Here is a 17,202-nt window from a genome sequence, read left to right on the forward strand (position 1 = left end):
CTGCGGAGCCGTGCGCCAAAATGCGCCGATTTGCGGGAATTGCTAGTTTGGAATAGCGAGGGCAGGCCCAGCGATCCAGGCCTGTCCGACGGGCCGTGTGACCGACCCCGCGCTCGCACCTGACAGCACTGCAATCCGAATGGGGCAACGTGACGTGCCGTCGACATGGGTGCGGATCGAGCTGATCAGTGCCCCAACCGAGTCAATCCGTGAAAGGGAATCCGAATGCGCATTCGACGAATCTTCGCCGCCGTCATCGCCGCGGCAGCCCTCGCCGGACTCGGCCTCTCAGGCGTCGCCACCGCCGCCGCCACCGCACAGGGTGCCCCATCCGTCGTCACGCCTTCTGAGTGCAAGCAGGGTGGAGGAACGGCCGATCTGACGGCCAACGTCTGCAAGGGCGGTATGTACGACGGGGAGCAGGTCGACTAGAACCCACAACCCGCTTGCTGTCCGAGGGGGAAGACCAAGAGGGCGGCACCCCCTCCGGGGGTGCCGCCCTCTTGGTCCGCCTGGTCAGGCGGCCTTTCGTCGAAGCCGTGACCGGAATCGAACCGGCGTAACTCGCTTTGCAGGCGAGTCCCTCAACCACTCGGGCACACGGCTGTGTGGTGGTGATGGACATGACCGTATGGGGGTCCGCGGCGGCGGGGAAGGGTTTCCCGTGGGGTGCAATGTGACTGCCATACGGCGTTCACAGTCCGGGGAAGGGCAAGGGGGACCAGGGCCAAAGGCTGAGGGCGGGATCCGCCTAATTGACAGGGTCGAAAAGTGGTCACGCGCCTTACTCTGGGGCGATGAGTGCCCTTGAACGCCGCCTGCCCCGGATATCGCCGCCCCGCCCGGCCCCCTCGCCGGGCGGGGTTCTCGGGCCCGCGTACCGGACGCTCAGTGTCGGGATCATCTCCGTCGTCTTCCTGATCGCCTTCGAGGCCACCGCCGTCGGTACGGCCATGCCCGTCGCCGCGCGGGAGCTGGACGGGATCGGGCTGTACGCCTTCGGGTTCTCCGCCTACTTCACCACCAGCCTGTTCGGGATGGTCCTGTCCGGGCAGTGGGCCGACCGGCAGGGCCCGCTGCGGCCGCTGACCGTCGGGATCGGGGCCTTCGCCGCCGGGCTGGTGTGTTCCGGGACCGCCCAGGTCATGGGGGTGTTCGTGGTCGGGCGGGCCGTGCAGGGCTTCGGGGGCGGGCTGGTCATCGTCGCGCTGTACGTGGTGGTGAGCAGGGCGTACGAGGAACGGCTGCGGCCCGCGATCATGGCGGCCTTCGCCGCGAGCTGGGTGGTGCCTTCGATCGTCGGGCCGCTGGCGTCCGGGACCGTCACCGAGCACCTCGGCTGGCGGTGGGTGTTCCTCGGGATCCCGGTCCTGGTGGTCGTGCCGCTGTGCGTGGCGCTGCCCGCCATCCGGCGGACCGCCTCCGGGCCCGTGGGCGGCGAACCCGTGGCCTTCGACCGGCGGCGGATCCGGCTGGCCTTCGGGATCTCGCTGGGGGCGGGGCTGCTGCAGTACGCCGCCCAGGACCTGGAGTGGTGGTCCCTGGTGCCGGGTGCGGTCGGCGCGGCCCTGCTCGTGCCCGCCGTGCTGGGGCTGCTGCCGCGCGGGACCTACCGGGCGCGGCGCGGGCTGCCGTCGGTGGTGCTGCTGCGCGGGGTGGCCGCGGGGTCGTTCATCGCGGCGGAGAGCTTCGTACCGCTGATGCTGGTGACCCAGCGCGGCCTGAGCCCGACCATGGCCGGGTTCTCGCTCGCGCTCGGCGGGGTGACCTGGGCGGGCGGCTCGTGGGTGCAGTCGAAGGGGCGGATGGCCCCGTACCGGGAGCGGCTGATGGTGGCCGGGATGGTGATGGTGGCGCTGGCCATCGCCACGGCGCCGGCCGTGCTGATCGCGGCCGTCCCGGTGTGGACGGTGGCGCTGTCCTGGGCGGTCGGCTGCCTGGGCATGGGCCTGGTGATCGGCTCCACGAGCGTGCTGCTGCTGAAGCTGTCGGCGCCGCGGGAGGCCGGGGCGAACTCGGCGGCCCTGCAGATCTCCGACGCGCTGGCCAACGTGGTGCTGCTGGCGGCCGGGGGCGCCGCGTTCGCCGCGCTGGGCGGGGGAGCGGTGGGCGCCGGCCACGAGGTCGCCGCGGGAGGCGGCGCCGCGCACCCGGCGGCGTTCCTGGTGGTGTTCCTGCCGATGGCGTGCGTGGCACTGGTGGGGGCGTGGGTCTCGACCCGGGTGGACGGGGAGAAGGCGGCCGTTCCCGCCTAGGGCCTGTCGTCGGACTCCCGTCGTCGGACTCCCGTCGTCGCCCGAGGGTGGCCCCGCGGCGTCTGGCGCGGGCTCTCGGTGCGGCCGGAACAGCCGTGCCCAACAGCTGTGCCCAACAGCCGTGCCCAACAGCCGTTCCCGGCCGCCCGTTGAGACGCCGGTGTGACCCTCGCCGCACCGCCCGAGGTCACGGGCCTGTCCCTCCGCGAGGGGCGGGTCCGGCCCGGTAGGGTGGCCCGGTTGTCCTACGTACGACTGTTGAACTGCCGAGAGCGACGAACCGGGGACCGTGACTACTACCGCCTCCCACCACCTCTCACCCGCCTTCCCCGGCCGTGCGCCGTGGGGCACCGCCAGCAAGCTGCGTGCCTGGCAGGAGGGTGCCCTGACCCGGTACATCGAGACGCAGCCGCGTGACTTCCTCGCGGTCGCGACCCCCGGCGCAGGCAAGACCACCTTCGCGCTGACCCTCGCCTCGTGGCTGCTGCACCACCACGTCGTGCAGCAGATCACCGTGGTCGCGCCGACCGAGCACCTGAAGAAGCAGTGGGCGGAGGCGGCGGCCCGGATAGGCATCCGGCTGGACCCCGAGTACTCCGCGGGACCGCTCAGCAAGGACTACCACGGCGTCGCCGTCACCTACGCCGGCGTCGGCGTGCGGCCGATGCTGCACCGCAACCGCTGCGAGCAGCGCAAGACCCTCGTGATCCTCGACGAGATCCACCACGCCGGCGACTCGAAGTCCTGGGGCGAGGCCTGCCTGGAGGCCTTCGACCCGGCGACCCGACGGCTCGCGCTGACCGGTACGCCCTTCCGGTCCGACACCAACCCGATCCCCTTCGTGACCTACGAAGAGGGCAACGACGGGATCCGGCGCTCTTCCGCCGACTACACCTACGGCTACGGCAACGCGCTCGGCGACGGCGTCGTCCGGCCCGTGATCTTCCTGTCCTACAGCGGCAACATGCGCTGGCGCACCAAGGCCGGCGACGAGATCGCCGCCCGCCTCGGCGAGCCGATGACCAAGGACGCCATCTCGCAGGCCTGGCGCACGGCCCTCGACCCGCGCGGCGACTGGATGCCGAACGTGCTGCGCGCCGCCGACCAGCGCCTGACCGAGGTCAGGAAGGGCATCCCGGACGCCGGCGGCCTCGTCATCGCCTCCGACCAGGACTCGGCGCGCGCCTACGCCAAGCTGATCCGCGAGATCACGGGCACGAAGGCGACCCTCGTCCTCTCCGACGACACCGGCGCCTCGAAGAACATCGACACCTTCAGCGGCAACGACGACCGCTGGATGGTCGCGGTCCGCATGGTGTCCGAGGGCGTCGACGTACCGCGCCTCGCGGTGGGCGTGTACGCGACGACGATCTCGACCCCGCTGTTCTTCGCCCAGGCGGTCGGCCGCTTCGTGCGATCACGCAGGCGTGGCGAGACCGCATCCGTGTTCCTTCCGACCATTCCTTATCTCCTCGGTTTCGCCAATGAGATGGAAGTCGAGCGCGACCACGTCCTCGACAAGCCCAAGAAGCAGGGCGAGGAGGATCCGTACGCCGAGTCCGAGAAGGAGATGGACGAGGCGAACAAGCAGGAGGACGAGGACACCGGCGAGGACGAGCAGATGTCCTTCGAGGCGCTGGAGTCCGACGCGGTCTTCGACCGGGTGCTGTACGACGGCGCCGAATTCGGCATGCAGGCGCACCCCGGCAGCGAGGAGGAGCAGGACTACCTCGGCATCCCCGGGCTGCTGGAGCCGGACCAGGTGCAGATGCTGCTCCAGAAGCGGCAGTCGCGGCAGATCGCGCACAGCCGCCGCAGGCCGGACTCCGAGGCGGACCTGCTGGAGCTCCCCGCGGACCGGCGCCCCGTGGTCTCCCACAAGGAGCTGCTGGAGCTGCGCAAATCGCTGAACACGATGGTCGGCGCGTACGTCCACCAGAGCGGCAAGCCGCACGGCGTGATCCACACCGAGCTGCGCCGGGTCTGCGGCGGGCCGCCGAGCGCGGAGGCGACGGCGGGGCAGATCCGGGAGCGGATCAAGAAGGTGCAGGAGTGGGCCACCCGGATGCGGTGAGCGCGGCCGCGGTCGCGGTCCGGGTGGGGTGAGCGGGCCACGGCCTCGGCTGCGGCCGCCCCCGTCGGGCGTTACGGAGAGTGACGGATTTCGGGGCGGAGCATCGTACGGACGACGGCCCTTCCGGACCCCCGGACCGCCTGTGCGGTCCTACAGGAGGGCGCGGGCGGGCGAGCGGCGAAACGGTCCGGCAGGCCTTCAGGAACCGGCATAAACGGGTTGTAGGCGCCCGGATTCTGGACGAGGCCTTCCGCTGAGCGGACCTGCTCGCTAATGTCCCCGCATCAACGCACCGTGGCAGCGCCGCCGCGGGAGCGCAGCCGGTGCAATGGCCGCTACCGGCGGCCTCTCCGTGCGTCGCCGCGGGACCGGCGACGTGCGTCACCCGAGAGTCACCGCCGCTCACCGAAAGAGGGAGAGGCGTCGTGACCGCGGAAACCTCCCAGACTCTCGACAGAGGGCTCAGAGTCCTCAAACTGCTCGCCGACACCGACCACGGTCTGACCGTCACCGAGCTCTCCAACCGCCTCGGTGTCAACCGCACCGTGGTCTACCGACTCCTCGCCACGCTCGAACAGCACGCCCTGGTCCGCCGTGACCTCGGCGGCCGGGCCCGCGTCGGGCTCGGGGTGCTGCGGCTGGGGCGGCAGGTGCACCCGTTGGTGCGCGAAGCCGCGCTGCCCGCGCTGCGCTCCCTCGCCGAGGACATCGGGGCCACCGCGCACCTGACCCTCGTCGACGGGTCCGAGGCGCTCGCCGTGGCCGTCGTGGAGCCGACCTGGACGGACTACCACGTGGCCTACCGGGCCGGCTTCCGCCACCCGCTGGACCGCGGGGCCGCGGGCCGGGCCATCCTGGCCGCCCGCCAGGGCTCGCTGATCGAACCGGGGTACACGTTGACCCACGGGGAGCTCGAAGCGGGCGCCAGTGGCGCTGCCGCGCCGCTGGTGGGCATCACCGGGCTGGAGGGCAGCGTCGGCGTCGTCATGCTGGCCGACGCGGTGCCGGAGCGGGTCGGGCCGAGGGTGGTCGACGCGGCGCGGGAGGTCGCCGACGCCCTTCGCTAGGCCGCGGGCTCGGCAGGTTCCGGGTGCGGCCCGTCCGCCGCCGGGTGCGGCGCCGTTGCCGGGGGCTCTGCCCCCGGACCCCCGCGCCTCGAACGCCGGCGGGGCCGGATTTCCCCGGCGGCACAGGTTCGCCTCCGGCGGGGCCGGATTTCCCCCGGCGGGATGTGCCCCTGGCCGGGCCGGCGGGGCCGGCCGATAGATTGGGCGGGTGCTCTCTCGTCTCATGCGTCTGCCGCGTCCCGCCGCACTGGCCGTCTGTGCCGTGCCCGTGGTCGGCCTGTTCGCCGTCGCGGCCCTCGCGCCCCTGCCGTTCGTGATCGCCCAGCCCGGGCTCACGGCCGACGTGCTGGGCGAGCGGGACGGCAAGTCCGTCATCTCCGTCTCCGGCGCCCCCACCCGGGACACCAAGGGGCAGCTGCGGATGACGACCATCCAGGCCACCGGGCCCTCCACCACGGTGAACCTGCCCGATCTCGTCGGCGACTGGTTCGACCCCACCCGGGCGGTCATGCCCAGGGAGGTCGTCTACTCCTCGGGCGGAAGCGACAAGGAGATCGAAGAGCACAATCTGGAGGAAATGGCCAAGTCGCAGTCGGCCGCCTCCGCCGCCGCCCTCGGCCACCTCCACAAGAACCCTCAGGACGTGAAGGTCGACCTCAACCTCGCCGACGTCGGCGGCCCCAGCGCCGGCCTCCTCTTCTCCCTCGGCATCGTCGACAAGCTCGACGGCGACGGCAGCGGCGGCGACCTCACCGGCGGGCGCACCATCGCAGGTACGGGCACCATCACCCCGGACGGGAAGGTCGGCGCCGTCGGAGGCGTGGCGCTGAAGACCCAGGCCGCGCGGCGCGACGGGGCGACCGTGTTCCTCGTACCGAAGGCCGAGTGCTCGGACGCGCTCTCCGAGCTCCCCGAGGGGCTCCGGCTGGTCCCCGTCACCTCGCTGACGGATGCGGTGAACTCTCTTCGCGCGCTGAACCGGGGAGAGGACTCCGTTCCGTCCTGCTGAGCGCGTCCCCGCGCTCCATCGCGCGCCACGCCGGGAAGACCAGCGGGGCCAGCGTCGTCAGCAGGTAGATGCCGCCGAACACCAGCAGCGCGTGCGCCACCCCGAAACCGTCGACCAGCAGACCGGCGGCGAGTCCGCCCACCGGCATGGTCAGCTCGCAGCCCGCCGTGGTCACCCCGGAGACGCGGCTGCGCAGCCGCTCCGGCACCTGCTCGTACATCACCGTGGACAGGATCGGGTTGAGCATGCCCGCGCCCAGCCCGGCCAGGGCCAGCGTCACCGCGAGCGGGAGCGTGGTGTCGGTGAGCGCGGCCACCACGTAGCGGGTGCCCCCGGAGACGAGGAAGGCCGCCGCGAAGACGATCCGGCGGGGGAAGCGTTCGCCCCACACCCCGTACAACAGGGCGCCCAGCAGGGCCGAGCCGCCGAACAGGGCGACCAGCAGGCCCATGGCGGTGGCCCCGCCGAGGGAGTCGCGGGCGTGCACGGGCAGCAGTACGGAGGACCAGCCCTGGTCCAGGCCGTTGGTCATCATCACCATCACGGTGATGCCCAACAGCAGCCGGTTGCGCGTCAGGAAGATCCATCCCTCGGCGAGTTCGGTGCGGTAGCCGGCGAACGACACCTTCTCGCCGCCGCGTTGGGGCTCGGCGGCGGGCACCCCGCGCAGGAAGGCGAAGACCAGCAGCGCCGACGCCCCGAAGGTCACCGCGTCCAACAGCAGTACGGTCTCGGCCCCGAAGGCCGCGATCAGTACGCCGGCCACCGCGGCCCCGATCATCCGGGCCCCGCGCGAGACCGCGTCGTACAGGCTCGCGGCCCGGGCGACGGTGGTGCCGGCGTGCTCGGCGAGGTTGGGCAGGAGGACGTTGCGGGCGGTGAGGCCGGGGGTGTGCACGAGGCCGCCGAGGGCCATCAGGGCGCACAGCATCCAGAACTCCAGCACGCCCGCGTGGTGCAGGAGCGGGATCGCGCCGACCGCCAGCCCGCAGATCACGTCGGAGGCGACGGAGACCCGGCGGCGACCGAGCCGGTCGATGACCGGTCCGCCGACCAGGGCCGCGACGATGATCGGCAGCGTCGCGCAGAAGGCGACGACACCGGCCCGGCCGGCGCTGCCCGTGGTCTGGAGCACGAACCACGGGACACCGATCAGGGTGAGCGAACTTCCGGCTATGGAGATCGTGTTGGCGGCCAGGACCGCCGTGAACGGCCGCCTGCTCATGCCGCGTACGGGTGTCGAAGGCGGGTGTGGATGTGGGCCGGCCGCATCAGCCGGATCCCGGCGGCGATCAGGACCTCGCCGAGCCGGTCGCGCAGGGCGGGGGCGGTGTGCACCCCGGCGGCGAGGTGCCAGGCGGCGGCCTCGGCGGCCAGCTCGGCGGTGCGGGCGGCGTGGTCGGCGGTGTGGGTGAAGGCGTGCACGGTAGTACTCCTTCTGGGAAAGGCGGGTGTGGCGGTGCGGCGGCGTGGCCGGGGTGTGGCTACTTGCCGCTGCGACGGGGGAACGCGTGCGAGTGGACGCGGACCGTCTCCATGCCCTCGACGGGGGGCAGGTCCCGGTAGCTGTTGATCAGGTCGTGCATCCTGTGGATCAGTTCGAGGCTCTGCTCGGGCGTCAGGTGCAGGGTGAAGTCACTGAGGTCCGAGGCGCGGCGCCACTCCCTGGACCAGGTGTGGGCGTCGCCGAGGTAGGTGCTCATCTCCTGCGTGTGGATCGTCGCGATCTCGTGCAGGAAGGCATCGGCGGCGCCGCGGGTCTCCGGGTCGCCGTCGTACATCAACGACTCGTCGAACTGGGTGCCGTCGTGGGCTGCCCGCCACCAGCGCTCGCGGCCCTTGCCGTGCTCGGGCGCGTCCTCGACGAACCCGTGCGCGGCGAGCTGGCGCAGGTGGTAGCTGGTGGCTCCGCTGGACTCCCCGAGCCGCTCGGCGAGCTGGGAGGCGGTGGCCGGCCCGTCCTGACGCAGGGCGGCGAGCATGCGGATGCGCAGCGGGTGGGCGAGGCCGCGCAGTGAACGGGCGTCGAGGGTCCGGACTTTGGGCTCGACGGGCTCGACGGGCTCGACGGGCTGGGAGGGCTGGGCGGGCCTGTTCGGCTCGGGCTTCTCGGGCATGGCATGACAGTAGAGTTGCAAAGACTTCTATGCAACGGTTTTTTTGCAACGCTTTCTTTGGAACCCCTCCCTCCGGAACGGCGGCTCAGCGTTCGCCGTCCTCCGCCGCCTGTTCGACCAGCGGGATGACCCGCAGCGGCACCGGGTTCTCCATCACGATCGCCGTCGAAGCCCGGACGATCCCCTCGAAACCGACGACCCGGTCGATCACCCGCTGCAGATCGGCGTTGGACCGGGCCACGAGCCGGCACAGCATGTCCCCCTGCCCCGTGGTCGTGTGCAGCTCCAGCACCTCGGGCACCCCGGCCAGATGGGCCCGTACGTCGGCGCCCTGACCCTGCTTGATCTCCAGGGTCGCGAAGGCCGTCACCGGGTACCCCAGCGCGGCCGGATCGACCTGCGGACCGAAGCCGCGGATGACCCCGTTCGACTGGAGCCGGTCCAGACGGGCCTGCACCGTCCCGCGGGCCACCCCCAGCCGGCGCGAGGCCTCCAGCACCCCGATCCGGGGCTCGCGGGCGAGCAGGACGATGAGACGGCCGTCGAGATCGTCGATACCCATGGGTGCCTCCGTGGCGAGTGAGCGGTCCGCGAGCGGTCCGAGGGTGGTCATAGTGCGCAGATCTTTCAGTCATCCTGCGGCTGAGCTGGTCAACATGTACAGCAGAAATCGAAACTATTGCGCAGCTTGTGGATCGGCGGGACTCTGCGCTCATGACTGAGACCCTCGACACCACCCCCACCACCGCGCGTGAGGCAGACCCCTTCCCGGTGAAGGGCATGGACGCGGTCGTCTTCGCCGTCGGCAACGCCAAGCAGGCCGCGCACTTCTACTCGACCGCCTTCGGCATGAAGCTCGTGGCGTACTCCGGACCGGAGAACGGCGTTCGCGAGACGGCCAGCTACGTCCTGACCAACGGCGGCGCCCGCTTCGTCCTGACGTCGGTCATCAAGGCGACGACGGACCACGGCCGCTTCCTCGAAGAGCACGTCGCGGCCCACGGCGACGGCGTGATCGACCTCGCCATCGAGGTCCCGGACGTGCGCGCCGCGTACGCGTACGCCGTCGAGCACGGCGCGCGCGGCCTGGACGAGCCGTACGAGGTCAAGGACGAGCACGGCACGGTGACGATGGCCGCCATCGCGACCTACGGCCAGACCCGCCACACGCTCGTGCAGCGCGACGGCTACACCGGCGTCTACCTGCCCGGCTACGTCGCCGTCGACCCGATGGTCGAGCCCCCGGCCAAGCGCACCTTCCAGGCCATCGACCACTGCGTCGGCAACGTCGAACTCGGCCGCATGAACGAATGGGTCGCCTTCTACAACAAGGTCATGGGCTTCACGAACATGAAGGAGTTCGTGGGCGACGACATCGCGACCGAGTACTCGGCGCTCATGTCGAAGGTCGTCGCGGACGGCACCCTGAAGGTGAAGTTCCCGATCAACGAGCCGGCGATCGCGAAGAAGAAGTCGCAGATCGACGAGTACCTGGAGTTCTACGGCGGCGCGGGCGTCCAGCACATCGCGCTGGCCACCAACGACATCGTGGCGACCGTGCGGTCGATGCGGGCGGCGGGCGTGCAGTTCCTGGACACGCCGGACTCGTACTACGACACGCTCGGCGAGTGGGCCGGCGAGACGCGGGTTCCCGTGGAGACCCTGCGCGAGCTGAAGATCCTCGTCGACCGCGACGAGGACGGCTACCTGCTGCAGATCTTCACCAAGCCGGTTCAGGACCGGCCGACGGTCTTCTTCGAGATGATCGAGCGGCACGGGTCGATGGGCTTCGGCAAGGGCAACTTCAAGGCCCTGTTCGAGGCGATCGAGCGGGAGCAGGCGAAGCGGGGCAACCTGTAGGTTGCGCCGACCGGGCCCCCTGGCTGCCGCCGCCGATCGGCCGCCGGGGGGCCCGCCCTTGCGCGCGCGGCACCACTCCCGGGGCTCCGCCCCGAACCCCGCGCCTCAAGCGCCGGCGGGGCTTGAGATGCCGGCCGGGCTGGATTGCCCGCAGGGCAATTTCAGCCCCGCCGGCGTTTGAGGCCCGGAGGGGGTCGCGGCCCCGCGAGGGGAGGGTCGCGGCCCCGTCACGGCGTGGCAGACGGCTTCGGCTTCGGCTTGGGCGCGGGCTTGGACACCGGCTTCGCCACCGGCTTCGGCTTCGGGAGTTCCGGGGCCACCCACGGCTTCGTCGGCAGGATGTTCTCCGGACCGCCCGGCGGCGGCGCGGCGATCGCCGCCAACGCCTCCTTCGCCAGCGGGGCCCGCAGCGGCGAGAAGCCCGGGTTCGTGCGCAGGGCCTCCTGCAAGTGGCGGCGGGTCGCGGCCTCGTCGCCGAGCCCGCGCTCGATCATCGCCCGGTGGTACGAGAACTCCGCGTTCCGCAGCCCCGTCTCCGTCGCCTTCGTCGCGTACTCCAGCGCCGCCGCGTCCTCGCCCGCCTTGTGCAGCGCCCACCCCAACGCGTCCGCCACCTGCACGCTCTTGTGCCGCGACCACTCCTCCGAGAGCCGCCGCACCGCCGCCGACGGATCGCCGTGGTCCGCCTCGTACAGGCCCAGCACCACGTCGTCGTCGACCCCGTTCGTGCCGTCCCGGGCCGCCAGTCCGCCCAGCATGTCGTACGCCGCCCGCGCTTCCTCCCCGCGGCCCAGCGACTCCAGCAGCTCGCCCAGTTCCCGCGCCACCTGCGGCACCGGGGCCCGCCCCAGTGCCAGCCGGTAGTCCCGGACCGCCTCGCCGCCCCGCCCCAGCGCGCCGAGCGCCCGGGCCCGGCCGCCGAGCGCCTGGGCCTGCGCCGGGTCGGCCCGCAGGGCGCCCTCGTAGTGGTCCAGCGCCTGCTGCGTCTCGCCCCGCTCCCAGAACAGTTCCCCGAGCCGGAACAGCGCGTACGCCTTCTCCGCCGGGCTCTTCGCGTCACCGGCCGCCTGCTCCATCGCCAGCGCCGCGTCCTCGCGCCAGCCGCGGTCCCGGTACACCTGCGAGGCCCGTACGAACGCCACCAGGCCCGGCCGCAGTTCCTGCAGCCGCTCCATCGCCTTCTGCGCGCCCTTGTAGTCGCCGAGCCCCGAGTACGCGTCCACCAGCACCGGGTACGCCGACCATTGCTTCGGCGCCTGAGCCCGTACGAGCTCGCCCCACTTCTTCGCCGTCCCGAAGTCCCTGCGGGCGTTGGCGAGGGTGCCCATGCCCGTCATCGCCTCGAAGTTGCCCTTCTCGGCCGGGCGGAGCTCCAGCGACCGCTTCAGCGACTTCTCCGCCTTCGGGTACCAGCCCGAATCGGCCGTGCGCCGCGCCTGCTCCAGGTAGGCGGCGCCGAGCACCGCCCACGAAGCCTCGTCGTCCGCGTGCTTCTCCAGCCACTTCTCGCGGTCCGCGACCAGAGCCGTCAGGTCCACCGCGGCCACGGGCGCGCCCATGCCGACCGCCGACGCGGCCCGTTCGCTCGGCCCCGGCGGGCGGGCGTCGTCACCGGCCTTGGCCGGCCTGATCAGCAGGGCCCCGGCGATCAGGACCACCGCGACCGCGGCCGGCACGAGCGTCTTGCGACCGGTGAAGGTCACGGGCGGCGCAGGCTGCTGGGCTTCCTCGACGATGTCCATACGCTCCATGGAGTCACTGTGCGTCAATATGAAGAGTTCGCCGCGGTGTCCGAAGAGCGTCGCGGCCGTGTTCACACCGATGGCCCCGACTGCCACTCTGGGCACATGGATGACGATGTGGACAACGGATCGGCCCGTCTGCGCGCGAGCCTGCTGGAGGGACTCCCCGCCGAGGCGGTGATCACCGACCCCGGGGTGACCGCCTCCTACGCCACCGACATGGCGAGCTTCTGCGCCGCCGGAAACCCGGCCGTCGTCGTCCTGCCCAGGACCGTGGAACAGGTCCAGCACGTGATGCGCACGGCCACCGCGCTACGGATCCCCGTCGTCCCGCAGGGCGCCCGTACGGGCCTGTCGGGCGGAGCCAACGCCTCCGACGGCTGCATCGTGCTCTCCCTCGTCAAGATGGACCGCATCCTGGAGATCAACACCGTCGACCGCATCGCCGTCGTCGAACCCGGCGTCGTCAACGCCGTCCTCTCCCGCGCCGTCGCCGCACAGGGCCTGTACTACCCTCCCGACCCCTCCAGCTGGGAGCAGTGCACCATCGGCGGCAACATCGGCACCGCCGCCGGGGGCCTGTGCTGCGTCAAGTACGGGGTCACCGCCGAGTACGTGATCGGCCTCGACGTGGTCCTGGCCGACGGGCGGCTGCTGCGCACCGGCCGGAGCACCGCCAAGGGAGTCGCCGGCTACGACCTCACCCGGCTCTTCGTGGGCTCCGAGGGCAGCCTCGGCATCGTCGTCCGGGCCGTCCTCGCGCTGCGCCCCGCCCCGCCGCGGCAGCTCGTGCTGGCCGCCGAGTTCCCCTCCGTCGCCGCCGCCTGCGAAGCCGTCTGCGCCGTCATGGAGGCCGGCCTGACCCCCTCGCTGCTGGAGCTGATGGACCGTACGACCGTCCGCGCCGTCAACGCGCTCGGGAAGATGGGCCTGCCCGAGGCCACCGAAGCGCTGCTGCTGGCCGCCTTCGACACCCCGCACGCCCCCGAGGACCTCGCCGCGGTGGGGGAGTTGTGCAAGGCCGCCGGGGCCACCGCCGTCGTGCCCGCCGACGACGAGGCCGAGTCCGAACTGCTGCTCCAGGCCCGCCGGATGGCCTTCCCGGGACTGGAGGCCCTCAAGCCCGCGACGATGATCGACGACGTGTGCGTACCGCGCTCGCGGCTCGGCGAGATGCTCGACGGGACGGCCGCCATCGCCCGTGCGCACGACCTGCTCATCGGGGTCTGCGCGCACGCGGGCGACGGCAACACCCACCCGATCGTCTGCTTCGACCCCGCCGACGAGGACGAGACGCGGCGGGCCCGCGAGTCCTTCGGCGAGATCATGGCCCTCGGCCTCTCGCTCGGGGGCACCATCACCGGCGAGCACGGCGTGGGAGTGCTGAAGAAGGAATGGCTGGCCCGCGAACTGGGGCCGGTGGGGCTGGAGATGCAGCAGGCGGTCAAGGCAGCCTTCGACCCGCAGGGCCTGCTCAATCCCGGCAAGCTCTTCTGACCGCACCACGCGTCACGCGTCCCCGTCGCCCGACTCGTCCGAGGGCCACGGATCGCGCAGCCACAACTCGTCGGCCGGGGTCGGGGCGAGCAGCTCGGCCAGGGCGTCGTCCAGGCCCAGCCGCTCCGCCTCGGTGCCCGGCGGGACGACGCGCAGGGTGCGCTCCAGCCACGCCGACACGGACGTGGCCGGGGCCTCCAGGAGGGCGTCGCCGTCGGGCGAGCTGAGCGCCATGCAGAGCACGGCCTTCTCGTCGACCTTGGTGGGCCAGATCCGTACGTCGCCCTGACCGCACGGCCGGAACACCCCCTCGACCAGCAGCTCACGGGCGAAGGTCCAGTTCACGGGGGTGTTGGAGCCGGTGTGGAAGGTGATGTGCACGGCATACGGGTCGTCGGTGAGGTAGAGCAGCCGCGCGGGGACGGGGACGCTGCGCTCGGGGGACAGGACCAGCTTGAGTTCCAGCTCGCGCTCGATGACGGGGTGGTGGTGCATGACGGCCTCACTTCGGGGTGTCGCTGTGGGGCCGGGTTCTGGCCCCACACCCGGAGAGAGCGCGGATGCGCCGGGGTATGACGCGACTTCGGGCACGAGGTGGGGAGATTGGCCGAATTCTGTCGGCTGACCGAAAGTCGCCGTACGAAACATTCGCCCGAAGGTTTGGATTCTCCCGTTACCACCCCTACCGCACAGGGGTTCTTGGCTATGGTCCTCCCTTGCGCAAGCCTCAAGCCACGATCGGAGTTGGGGACATTGACGGCCTCCCCTGGTGACGGAGAGCACGTGGCCCCCGAGGGCTACTACCCGGATCCGTCCATCCCCGGGTACGTCCGCTACTGGAACGGCCTGTCCTGGGTGCCGGGTACGAGTCGCCCCGCCGCGGCGGTACCGGCCGCGGCGGTACCGGCCGCGCGCTCCGAGGAGACGGGGCCGGTGTTCCTCGACGAACCGGCGGTGTGGCAGGCCGATCCGCTCCACCAGGCGGGCTTCGGCGGCCCGCGCGACCGCCGCGTCTCCTGGGGGTCCCAGGAACCCCGGCCGGGCGTCTCCCTGGCCCGACCCCCGGTCGCCGAGCCCCTCCGGGAGGACCCCGAACTCCCGCCCCACCGGGCTGGGGAGGGCGCGGCGCTCGACGTCGGCGGCCGGGCGGACACGGAGCCGGCACCCCGCCGGGGCGGCCCGGAGCCGCAGGGCTCGGGGTTCGACTTCGGGGGTCCGGCGGGCGCCGAGGCCCCGCTCCGCCGGGGCGGCCCGGAGCCGCGGGGGCGGGGATTGGACCCCGCGCCCCCGGTGGGCTCGGAGACGCCGCTGCGCCGGGGCGGGGAGGCGCAGGGCTCGGGGTTCGACTTCGGGGGTCCGGCGGGCGGCGAGGCCCCGCTCCGCCGGGGCGGCCCGGAGCCGCGGGGGCGGGGATTGGACCCCGCGCCCCCGGTGGGCTCGGAGGCGCCGCTGCGCCGGGGCGGGGAGCCGCAGGGCTCGGGGTTCGACTTCGGGGGTCCGGCGGGCGCCGAGGCCCCGCTCCGCCGGGGACGGGAGGACGCCGGGGCGGCCCCGCGGGGCGCCGAACACGACCGGGCCCTCCCCTCCGACCCCTGGAACCGTTCGGCGGCCGAGGAGGCGTCCCGGCGCCCGCCCGGCCCCGGCGGAACCCCTCCCGCCGCGCCCGCACCGATCCACGCCTGGCCCGAAGCCGCCGGGGCCTCCATGTCCGGCATGACGTCCTCCTGGCCCGAGGCGGAACCCCGCCGCGAGCCCGGCCCGCCCCGCCCGGACGACCCGTGGCCGCCCCGCCAAGCCGGCACCCGCCCACTGCCCCCGCAGCCCACCGAGGACTCCCCGCCGCGCCCCGCCGAGGACTTCCCGTCCCGCGAGGACACGCGACGGCCCGCAGCGTCCGCCCCGTCCGGGCCGCCCCGCGCGGAGGAGGCGTGGCCGCCGCGCGCGGCGGGCACCCGCCCGGTGCTGCCGCAGCCCGCTGACGACTTCGCGCCGCCCCGCGGGGCAACGGCGCCGCCCCGCGAGGACACGCGACGGCCCGCAGCGTCCGCCCCGTCCGGGCCGCCCCGCGCGGAGGAGGCGTGGCCGCCGCGCCCCGCGGGTACCAGGCCGGTGCTGCCGCAGCCCGCGGATGCCGCCCCGTCCCGCGAGGGGACACGGCGGCCCGCCGATGACTCCGCGCCGCCCCGCGTGGCAGACGCGCCCCGCGCCGACACGCCCAGGGACGTCTTCGAGCGGATGGCCGAGCACGCCGTTCGCCCCGCCGGACTCGGACGGCGGTTCACCGCCCGCGTGCTGGACTCCCTCGTGTACGCCGCCGCCGCGTACGCCGCCGCCCAGCCGCTCCTCCCCGGGGCCACCGCCCACGTCCAGGCGAAGGTGGACACCGCCCGCGCGAGCGGCCGGGCCACCACCGTCTGGCTCCTCGACGCCACCATCACCGGCCAACTCGCGCTGGTCCTCGGGGCCGTCCTCCTCTTCGGGATCCTCTACGAGGTCCTGCCCACCGCCCGCTGGGGCCGTACCCCGGGCAAGGGGCTCCTCGGGGTCAGGGTGCTGGCCACCGCCACCCTGCGCCCGCCCCGCTTCGGCGCGGCCCTGCGCCGCTGGCTCGTGTACGCCTTCCTCGGCCTCCCCGGCAGCCTCGCCTGCCTCGCGAACCGCCCGCGCCGCCAGGCCTGGCACGACAAGGCGGCCAAGACCTACGTGTCACGCTGAAGCGGAGGGGGCGGACCCCACCGCCCGTCCCCCCCCCACCGCCCGTCCCCCGCACGGCCCGTCCCCCGAACGGACGCCGTCCCGTTGCGGGGGTGGCGGAGCCGGGTTCGACTCGGGCCATGAGCACCGACCAGCCGCCGCCGGGCGAGCCGCCAGAGGACGACCCGTTCCTCAAGAAGCCCCAGGAACCGACGCCGCCGTCGGGTGGTTCGCCGTACGACTCGCCGCCCCCCGGAGCCGGCGGCTATCCGCCCCCACCCCCCGGAGGCCCCGGCGCGGGCGGCGGCGGATTCCCGCCCCCGCCGCCCCCCTACGGCGGTGACCCGTACGGCGGGAGCGGCGGCTACGGCATGCCCGATCCGCTCGCCGGCATGCCCCCGCTCGCCGACTTCGGGAAGCGGCTCGGCGCGCGCGTCATCGACGTGATCATCGTCGCCGTACCGCTGTTCCTCATCCAGCTGGCCATCGGCGACCGCAACCGCTACACGGTCGAGACGAACAAGGGCGAGGACGTCACGGAGATCGTGACCAAGTCCTACAGCGGCAGCGGCCTGTTGATGACCCTGATCTCGATCGTCGCCTACGTCGGCTACGACTGGTTGTTCACCAAGAAGAACGGCCAGACCATCGGCAAGAAGGCGCTGGGCCTGCGCGTCGCGATGCTCAACGACGGCAGCGTCCCGCAGAACGGCCCGGCCCTGTCACGCGCCGCGGTGCTCTGGCTGCCGACGCTGATCTGCTGCTTCTGTCTGTGGCCGCTCGCGCTGATCGTCTCGATCCTCGTCGACAAGCCGTACCGGCAGGGCCTTCACGACAAGGTGGGCAAGACCGTGGTCGTCCAGGTCACCACCTAGCCGGCCGGCACC

General features: G+C 72.8%; 15 protein-coding genes and 1 tRNA gene. 9 read left to right on the forward strand and 7 right to left on the reverse strand.

Translation table 11 applies throughout. The features are described 5' to 3' along the window. The first annotated feature begins 225 nt into the window (after positions 1-225). Positions 226-432 (forward strand): hypothetical protein, encoded by a 207-nt coding sequence (locus ACFYYJ_RS27945; protein WP_385130267.1) that lies wholly within the window; start codon positions 226-228, stop codon positions 430-432. A 102-nt stretch (positions 433-534) separates the two neighbouring features. Here ACFYYJ_RS27945 and ACFYYJ_RS27950 read toward each other — a convergent pair. Next, a tRNA-Cys gene (locus ACFYYJ_RS27950) sits at positions 535-606 on the reverse strand. Positions 607-797: 191 nt separating this feature from the next. Between ACFYYJ_RS27950 and ACFYYJ_RS27955 the strand changes: the two genes are divergently transcribed. The 4 genes from ACFYYJ_RS27955 (at position 798) to ACFYYJ_RS27970 (ending at position 6,405) form a co-directional block, all read left to right on the forward strand. Beyond that, a complete protein-coding gene (locus ACFYYJ_RS27955; RefSeq protein ID WP_389136453.1) occupies positions 798-2,255 on the forward strand; it encodes an MFS transporter in 1,458 nt (485 codons plus the stop codon). Positions 2,256-2,544: 289 nt separating this feature from the next. Beyond that, a complete protein-coding gene (locus ACFYYJ_RS27960) occupies positions 2,545-4,329 on the forward strand; it encodes a DEAD/DEAH box helicase (protein WP_385134248.1) in 1,785 nt (594 codons plus the stop codon). 425 nt (positions 4,330-4,754) lie between these two features. Continuing rightward, positions 4,755-5,396 (forward strand): IclR family transcriptional regulator, encoded by a 642-nt coding sequence (locus tag ACFYYJ_RS27965; protein WP_376658555.1) that lies wholly within the window; start codon positions 4,755-4,757, stop codon positions 5,394-5,396. A gap of 223 nt (positions 5,397-5,619) precedes the next feature. Next, the gene (locus ACFYYJ_RS27970) at positions 5,620-6,405 is read left to right on the forward strand and encodes a S16 family serine protease (protein WP_389136683.1); all 786 of its coding nucleotides are present in this window, start codon (positions 5,620-5,622) and stop codon (positions 6,403-6,405) included. On the opposite strand, the gene ACFYYJ_RS27975 is transcribed toward ACFYYJ_RS27970, so the two are convergent. The 4 genes from ACFYYJ_RS27975 to ACFYYJ_RS27990 all read right to left on the reverse strand — a co-directional run bounded on the left by ACFYYJ_RS27975 (position 6,332) and on the right by ACFYYJ_RS27990 (position 9,084). Next, a complete protein-coding gene (locus ACFYYJ_RS27975) occupies positions 6,332-7,630 on the reverse strand; it encodes an MFS transporter (RefSeq protein WP_389136457.1) in 1,299 nt (432 codons plus the stop codon). The genes ACFYYJ_RS27970 and ACFYYJ_RS27975 overlap by 74 nt on opposite strands. After that, entirely contained in the window at positions 7,627-7,830 is a 204-nt protein-coding gene (locus tag ACFYYJ_RS27980) for a hypothetical protein (protein WP_385366718.1), read from the reverse strand. The genes ACFYYJ_RS27975 and ACFYYJ_RS27980 overlap by 4 nt, the downstream gene beginning before the upstream one ends. A gap of 59 nt (positions 7,831-7,889) precedes the next feature. Further along, a complete protein-coding gene (locus ACFYYJ_RS27985) occupies positions 7,890-8,522 on the reverse strand; it encodes an ArsR/SmtB family transcription factor (protein WP_389136461.1) in 633 nt (210 codons plus the stop codon). 85 nt (positions 8,523-8,607) lie between these two features. After that, positions 8,608-9,084, reverse strand: coding sequence for an Lrp/AsnC family transcriptional regulator (locus tag ACFYYJ_RS27990; protein ID WP_385133304.1), 477 nt, complete (start codon positions 9,082-9,084; stop codon positions 8,608-8,610). 152 nt (positions 9,085-9,236) lie between these two features. Here ACFYYJ_RS27990 and hppD point away from each other — a divergent pair, with 152 nt between their 5' ends. Further along, positions 9,237-10,382, forward strand: a complete 1,146-nt coding sequence (gene hppD, locus ACFYYJ_RS27995; RefSeq protein ID WP_385366721.1) for a 4-hydroxyphenylpyruvate dioxygenase — start codon at positions 9,237-9,239, stop codon at positions 10,380-10,382. A gap of 227 nt (positions 10,383-10,609) precedes the next feature. Here the strand turns inward: hppD and ACFYYJ_RS28000 are convergent, their stop codons facing one another. Beyond that, entirely contained in the window at positions 10,610-12,133 is a 1,524-nt protein-coding gene (locus ACFYYJ_RS28000; protein WP_385133299.1) for a tetratricopeptide repeat protein, read from the reverse strand. A gap of 96 nt (positions 12,134-12,229) precedes the next feature. Between ACFYYJ_RS28000 and ACFYYJ_RS28005 the strand changes: the two genes are divergently transcribed. Continuing rightward, complete coding sequence (locus tag ACFYYJ_RS28005; protein WP_385365904.1) at positions 12,230-13,621, forward strand: FAD-binding oxidoreductase; 1,392 nt, start codon at positions 12,230-12,232, stop codon at positions 13,619-13,621. 12 nt (positions 13,622-13,633) lie between these two features. Here the strand turns inward: ACFYYJ_RS28005 and ACFYYJ_RS28010 are convergent, their stop codons facing one another. Further along, positions 13,634-14,116: an SsgA family sporulation/cell division regulator gene (locus ACFYYJ_RS28010; protein WP_384733747.1), complete on the reverse strand. Its 483-nt coding sequence runs from the start codon at positions 14,114-14,116 to the stop codon at positions 13,634-13,636. 288 nt (positions 14,117-14,404) lie between these two features. Between ACFYYJ_RS28010 and ACFYYJ_RS28015 the strand changes: the two genes are divergently transcribed. Together ACFYYJ_RS28015 and ACFYYJ_RS28020 are read left to right on the forward strand one after the other, a co-directional pair. After that, positions 14,405-16,336: an RDD family protein gene (locus ACFYYJ_RS28015; RefSeq protein WP_389136468.1), complete on the forward strand. Its 1,932-nt coding sequence runs from the start codon at positions 14,405-14,407 to the stop codon at positions 16,334-16,336. Between the two features lie 119 nt (positions 16,337-16,455). After that, positions 16,456-17,190: an RDD family protein gene (locus tag ACFYYJ_RS28020; RefSeq protein ID WP_385365902.1), complete on the forward strand. Its 735-nt coding sequence runs from the start codon at positions 16,456-16,458 to the stop codon at positions 17,188-17,190. The last annotated feature ends 12 nt before the right edge of the window (positions 17,191-17,202 follow it).

The organism is Streptomyces sp. NPDC002467 (assembly GCF_042889825.1).
Classification (GTDB): domain Bacteria; phylum Actinomycetota; class Actinomycetes; order Streptomycetales; family Streptomycetaceae; genus Streptomyces.

Excerpts from the sequence above, each read along its gene's own strand:
- ACFYYJ_RS27945 (WP_385130267.1), top strand. The coding sequence starts at position 226 with ATGCGCATTCGACGAATCTTCGCCGCCGTCATCGCCGCGGCAGCCCTC.
- ACFYYJ_RS27955 (WP_389136453.1), top strand. The coding sequence starts at position 798 with ATGAGTGCCCTTGAACGCCGCCTGCCCCGGATATCGCCGCCCCGCCCG.
- ACFYYJ_RS27970 (WP_389136683.1), top strand. The coding sequence starts at position 5,620 with ATGCGTCTGCCGCGTCCCGCCGCACTGGCCGTCTGTGCCGTGCCCGTG.
- ACFYYJ_RS27975 (WP_389136457.1), bottom strand. The coding sequence starts at position 7,630 with ATGAGCAGGCGGCCGTTCACGGCGGTCCTGGCCGCCAACACGATCTCC.
- ACFYYJ_RS27985 (WP_389136461.1), bottom strand. The coding sequence starts at position 8,522 with ATGCCCGAGAAGCCCGAGCCGAACAGGCCCGCCCAGCCCTCCCAGCCC.
- ACFYYJ_RS27990 (WP_385133304.1), bottom strand. The coding sequence starts at position 9,084 with ATGGGTATCGACGATCTCGACGGCCGTCTCATCGTCCTGCTCGCCCGC.
- hppD (WP_385366721.1), top strand. The coding sequence starts at position 9,237 with ATGACTGAGACCCTCGACACCACCCCCACCACCGCGCGTGAGGCAGAC.
- ACFYYJ_RS28000 (WP_385133299.1), bottom strand. The coding sequence starts at position 12,133 with ATGGAGCGTATGGACATCGTCGAGGAAGCCCAGCAGCCTGCGCCGCCC.
- ACFYYJ_RS28005 (WP_385365904.1), top strand. The coding sequence starts at position 12,230 with ATGGATGACGATGTGGACAACGGATCGGCCCGTCTGCGCGCGAGCCTG.
- ACFYYJ_RS28010 (WP_384733747.1), bottom strand. The coding sequence starts at position 14,116 with ATGCACCACCACCCCGTCATCGAGCGCGAGCTGGAACTCAAGCTGGTC.
- ACFYYJ_RS28020 (WP_385365902.1), top strand. The coding sequence starts at position 16,456 with ATGAGCACCGACCAGCCGCCGCCGGGCGAGCCGCCAGAGGACGACCCG.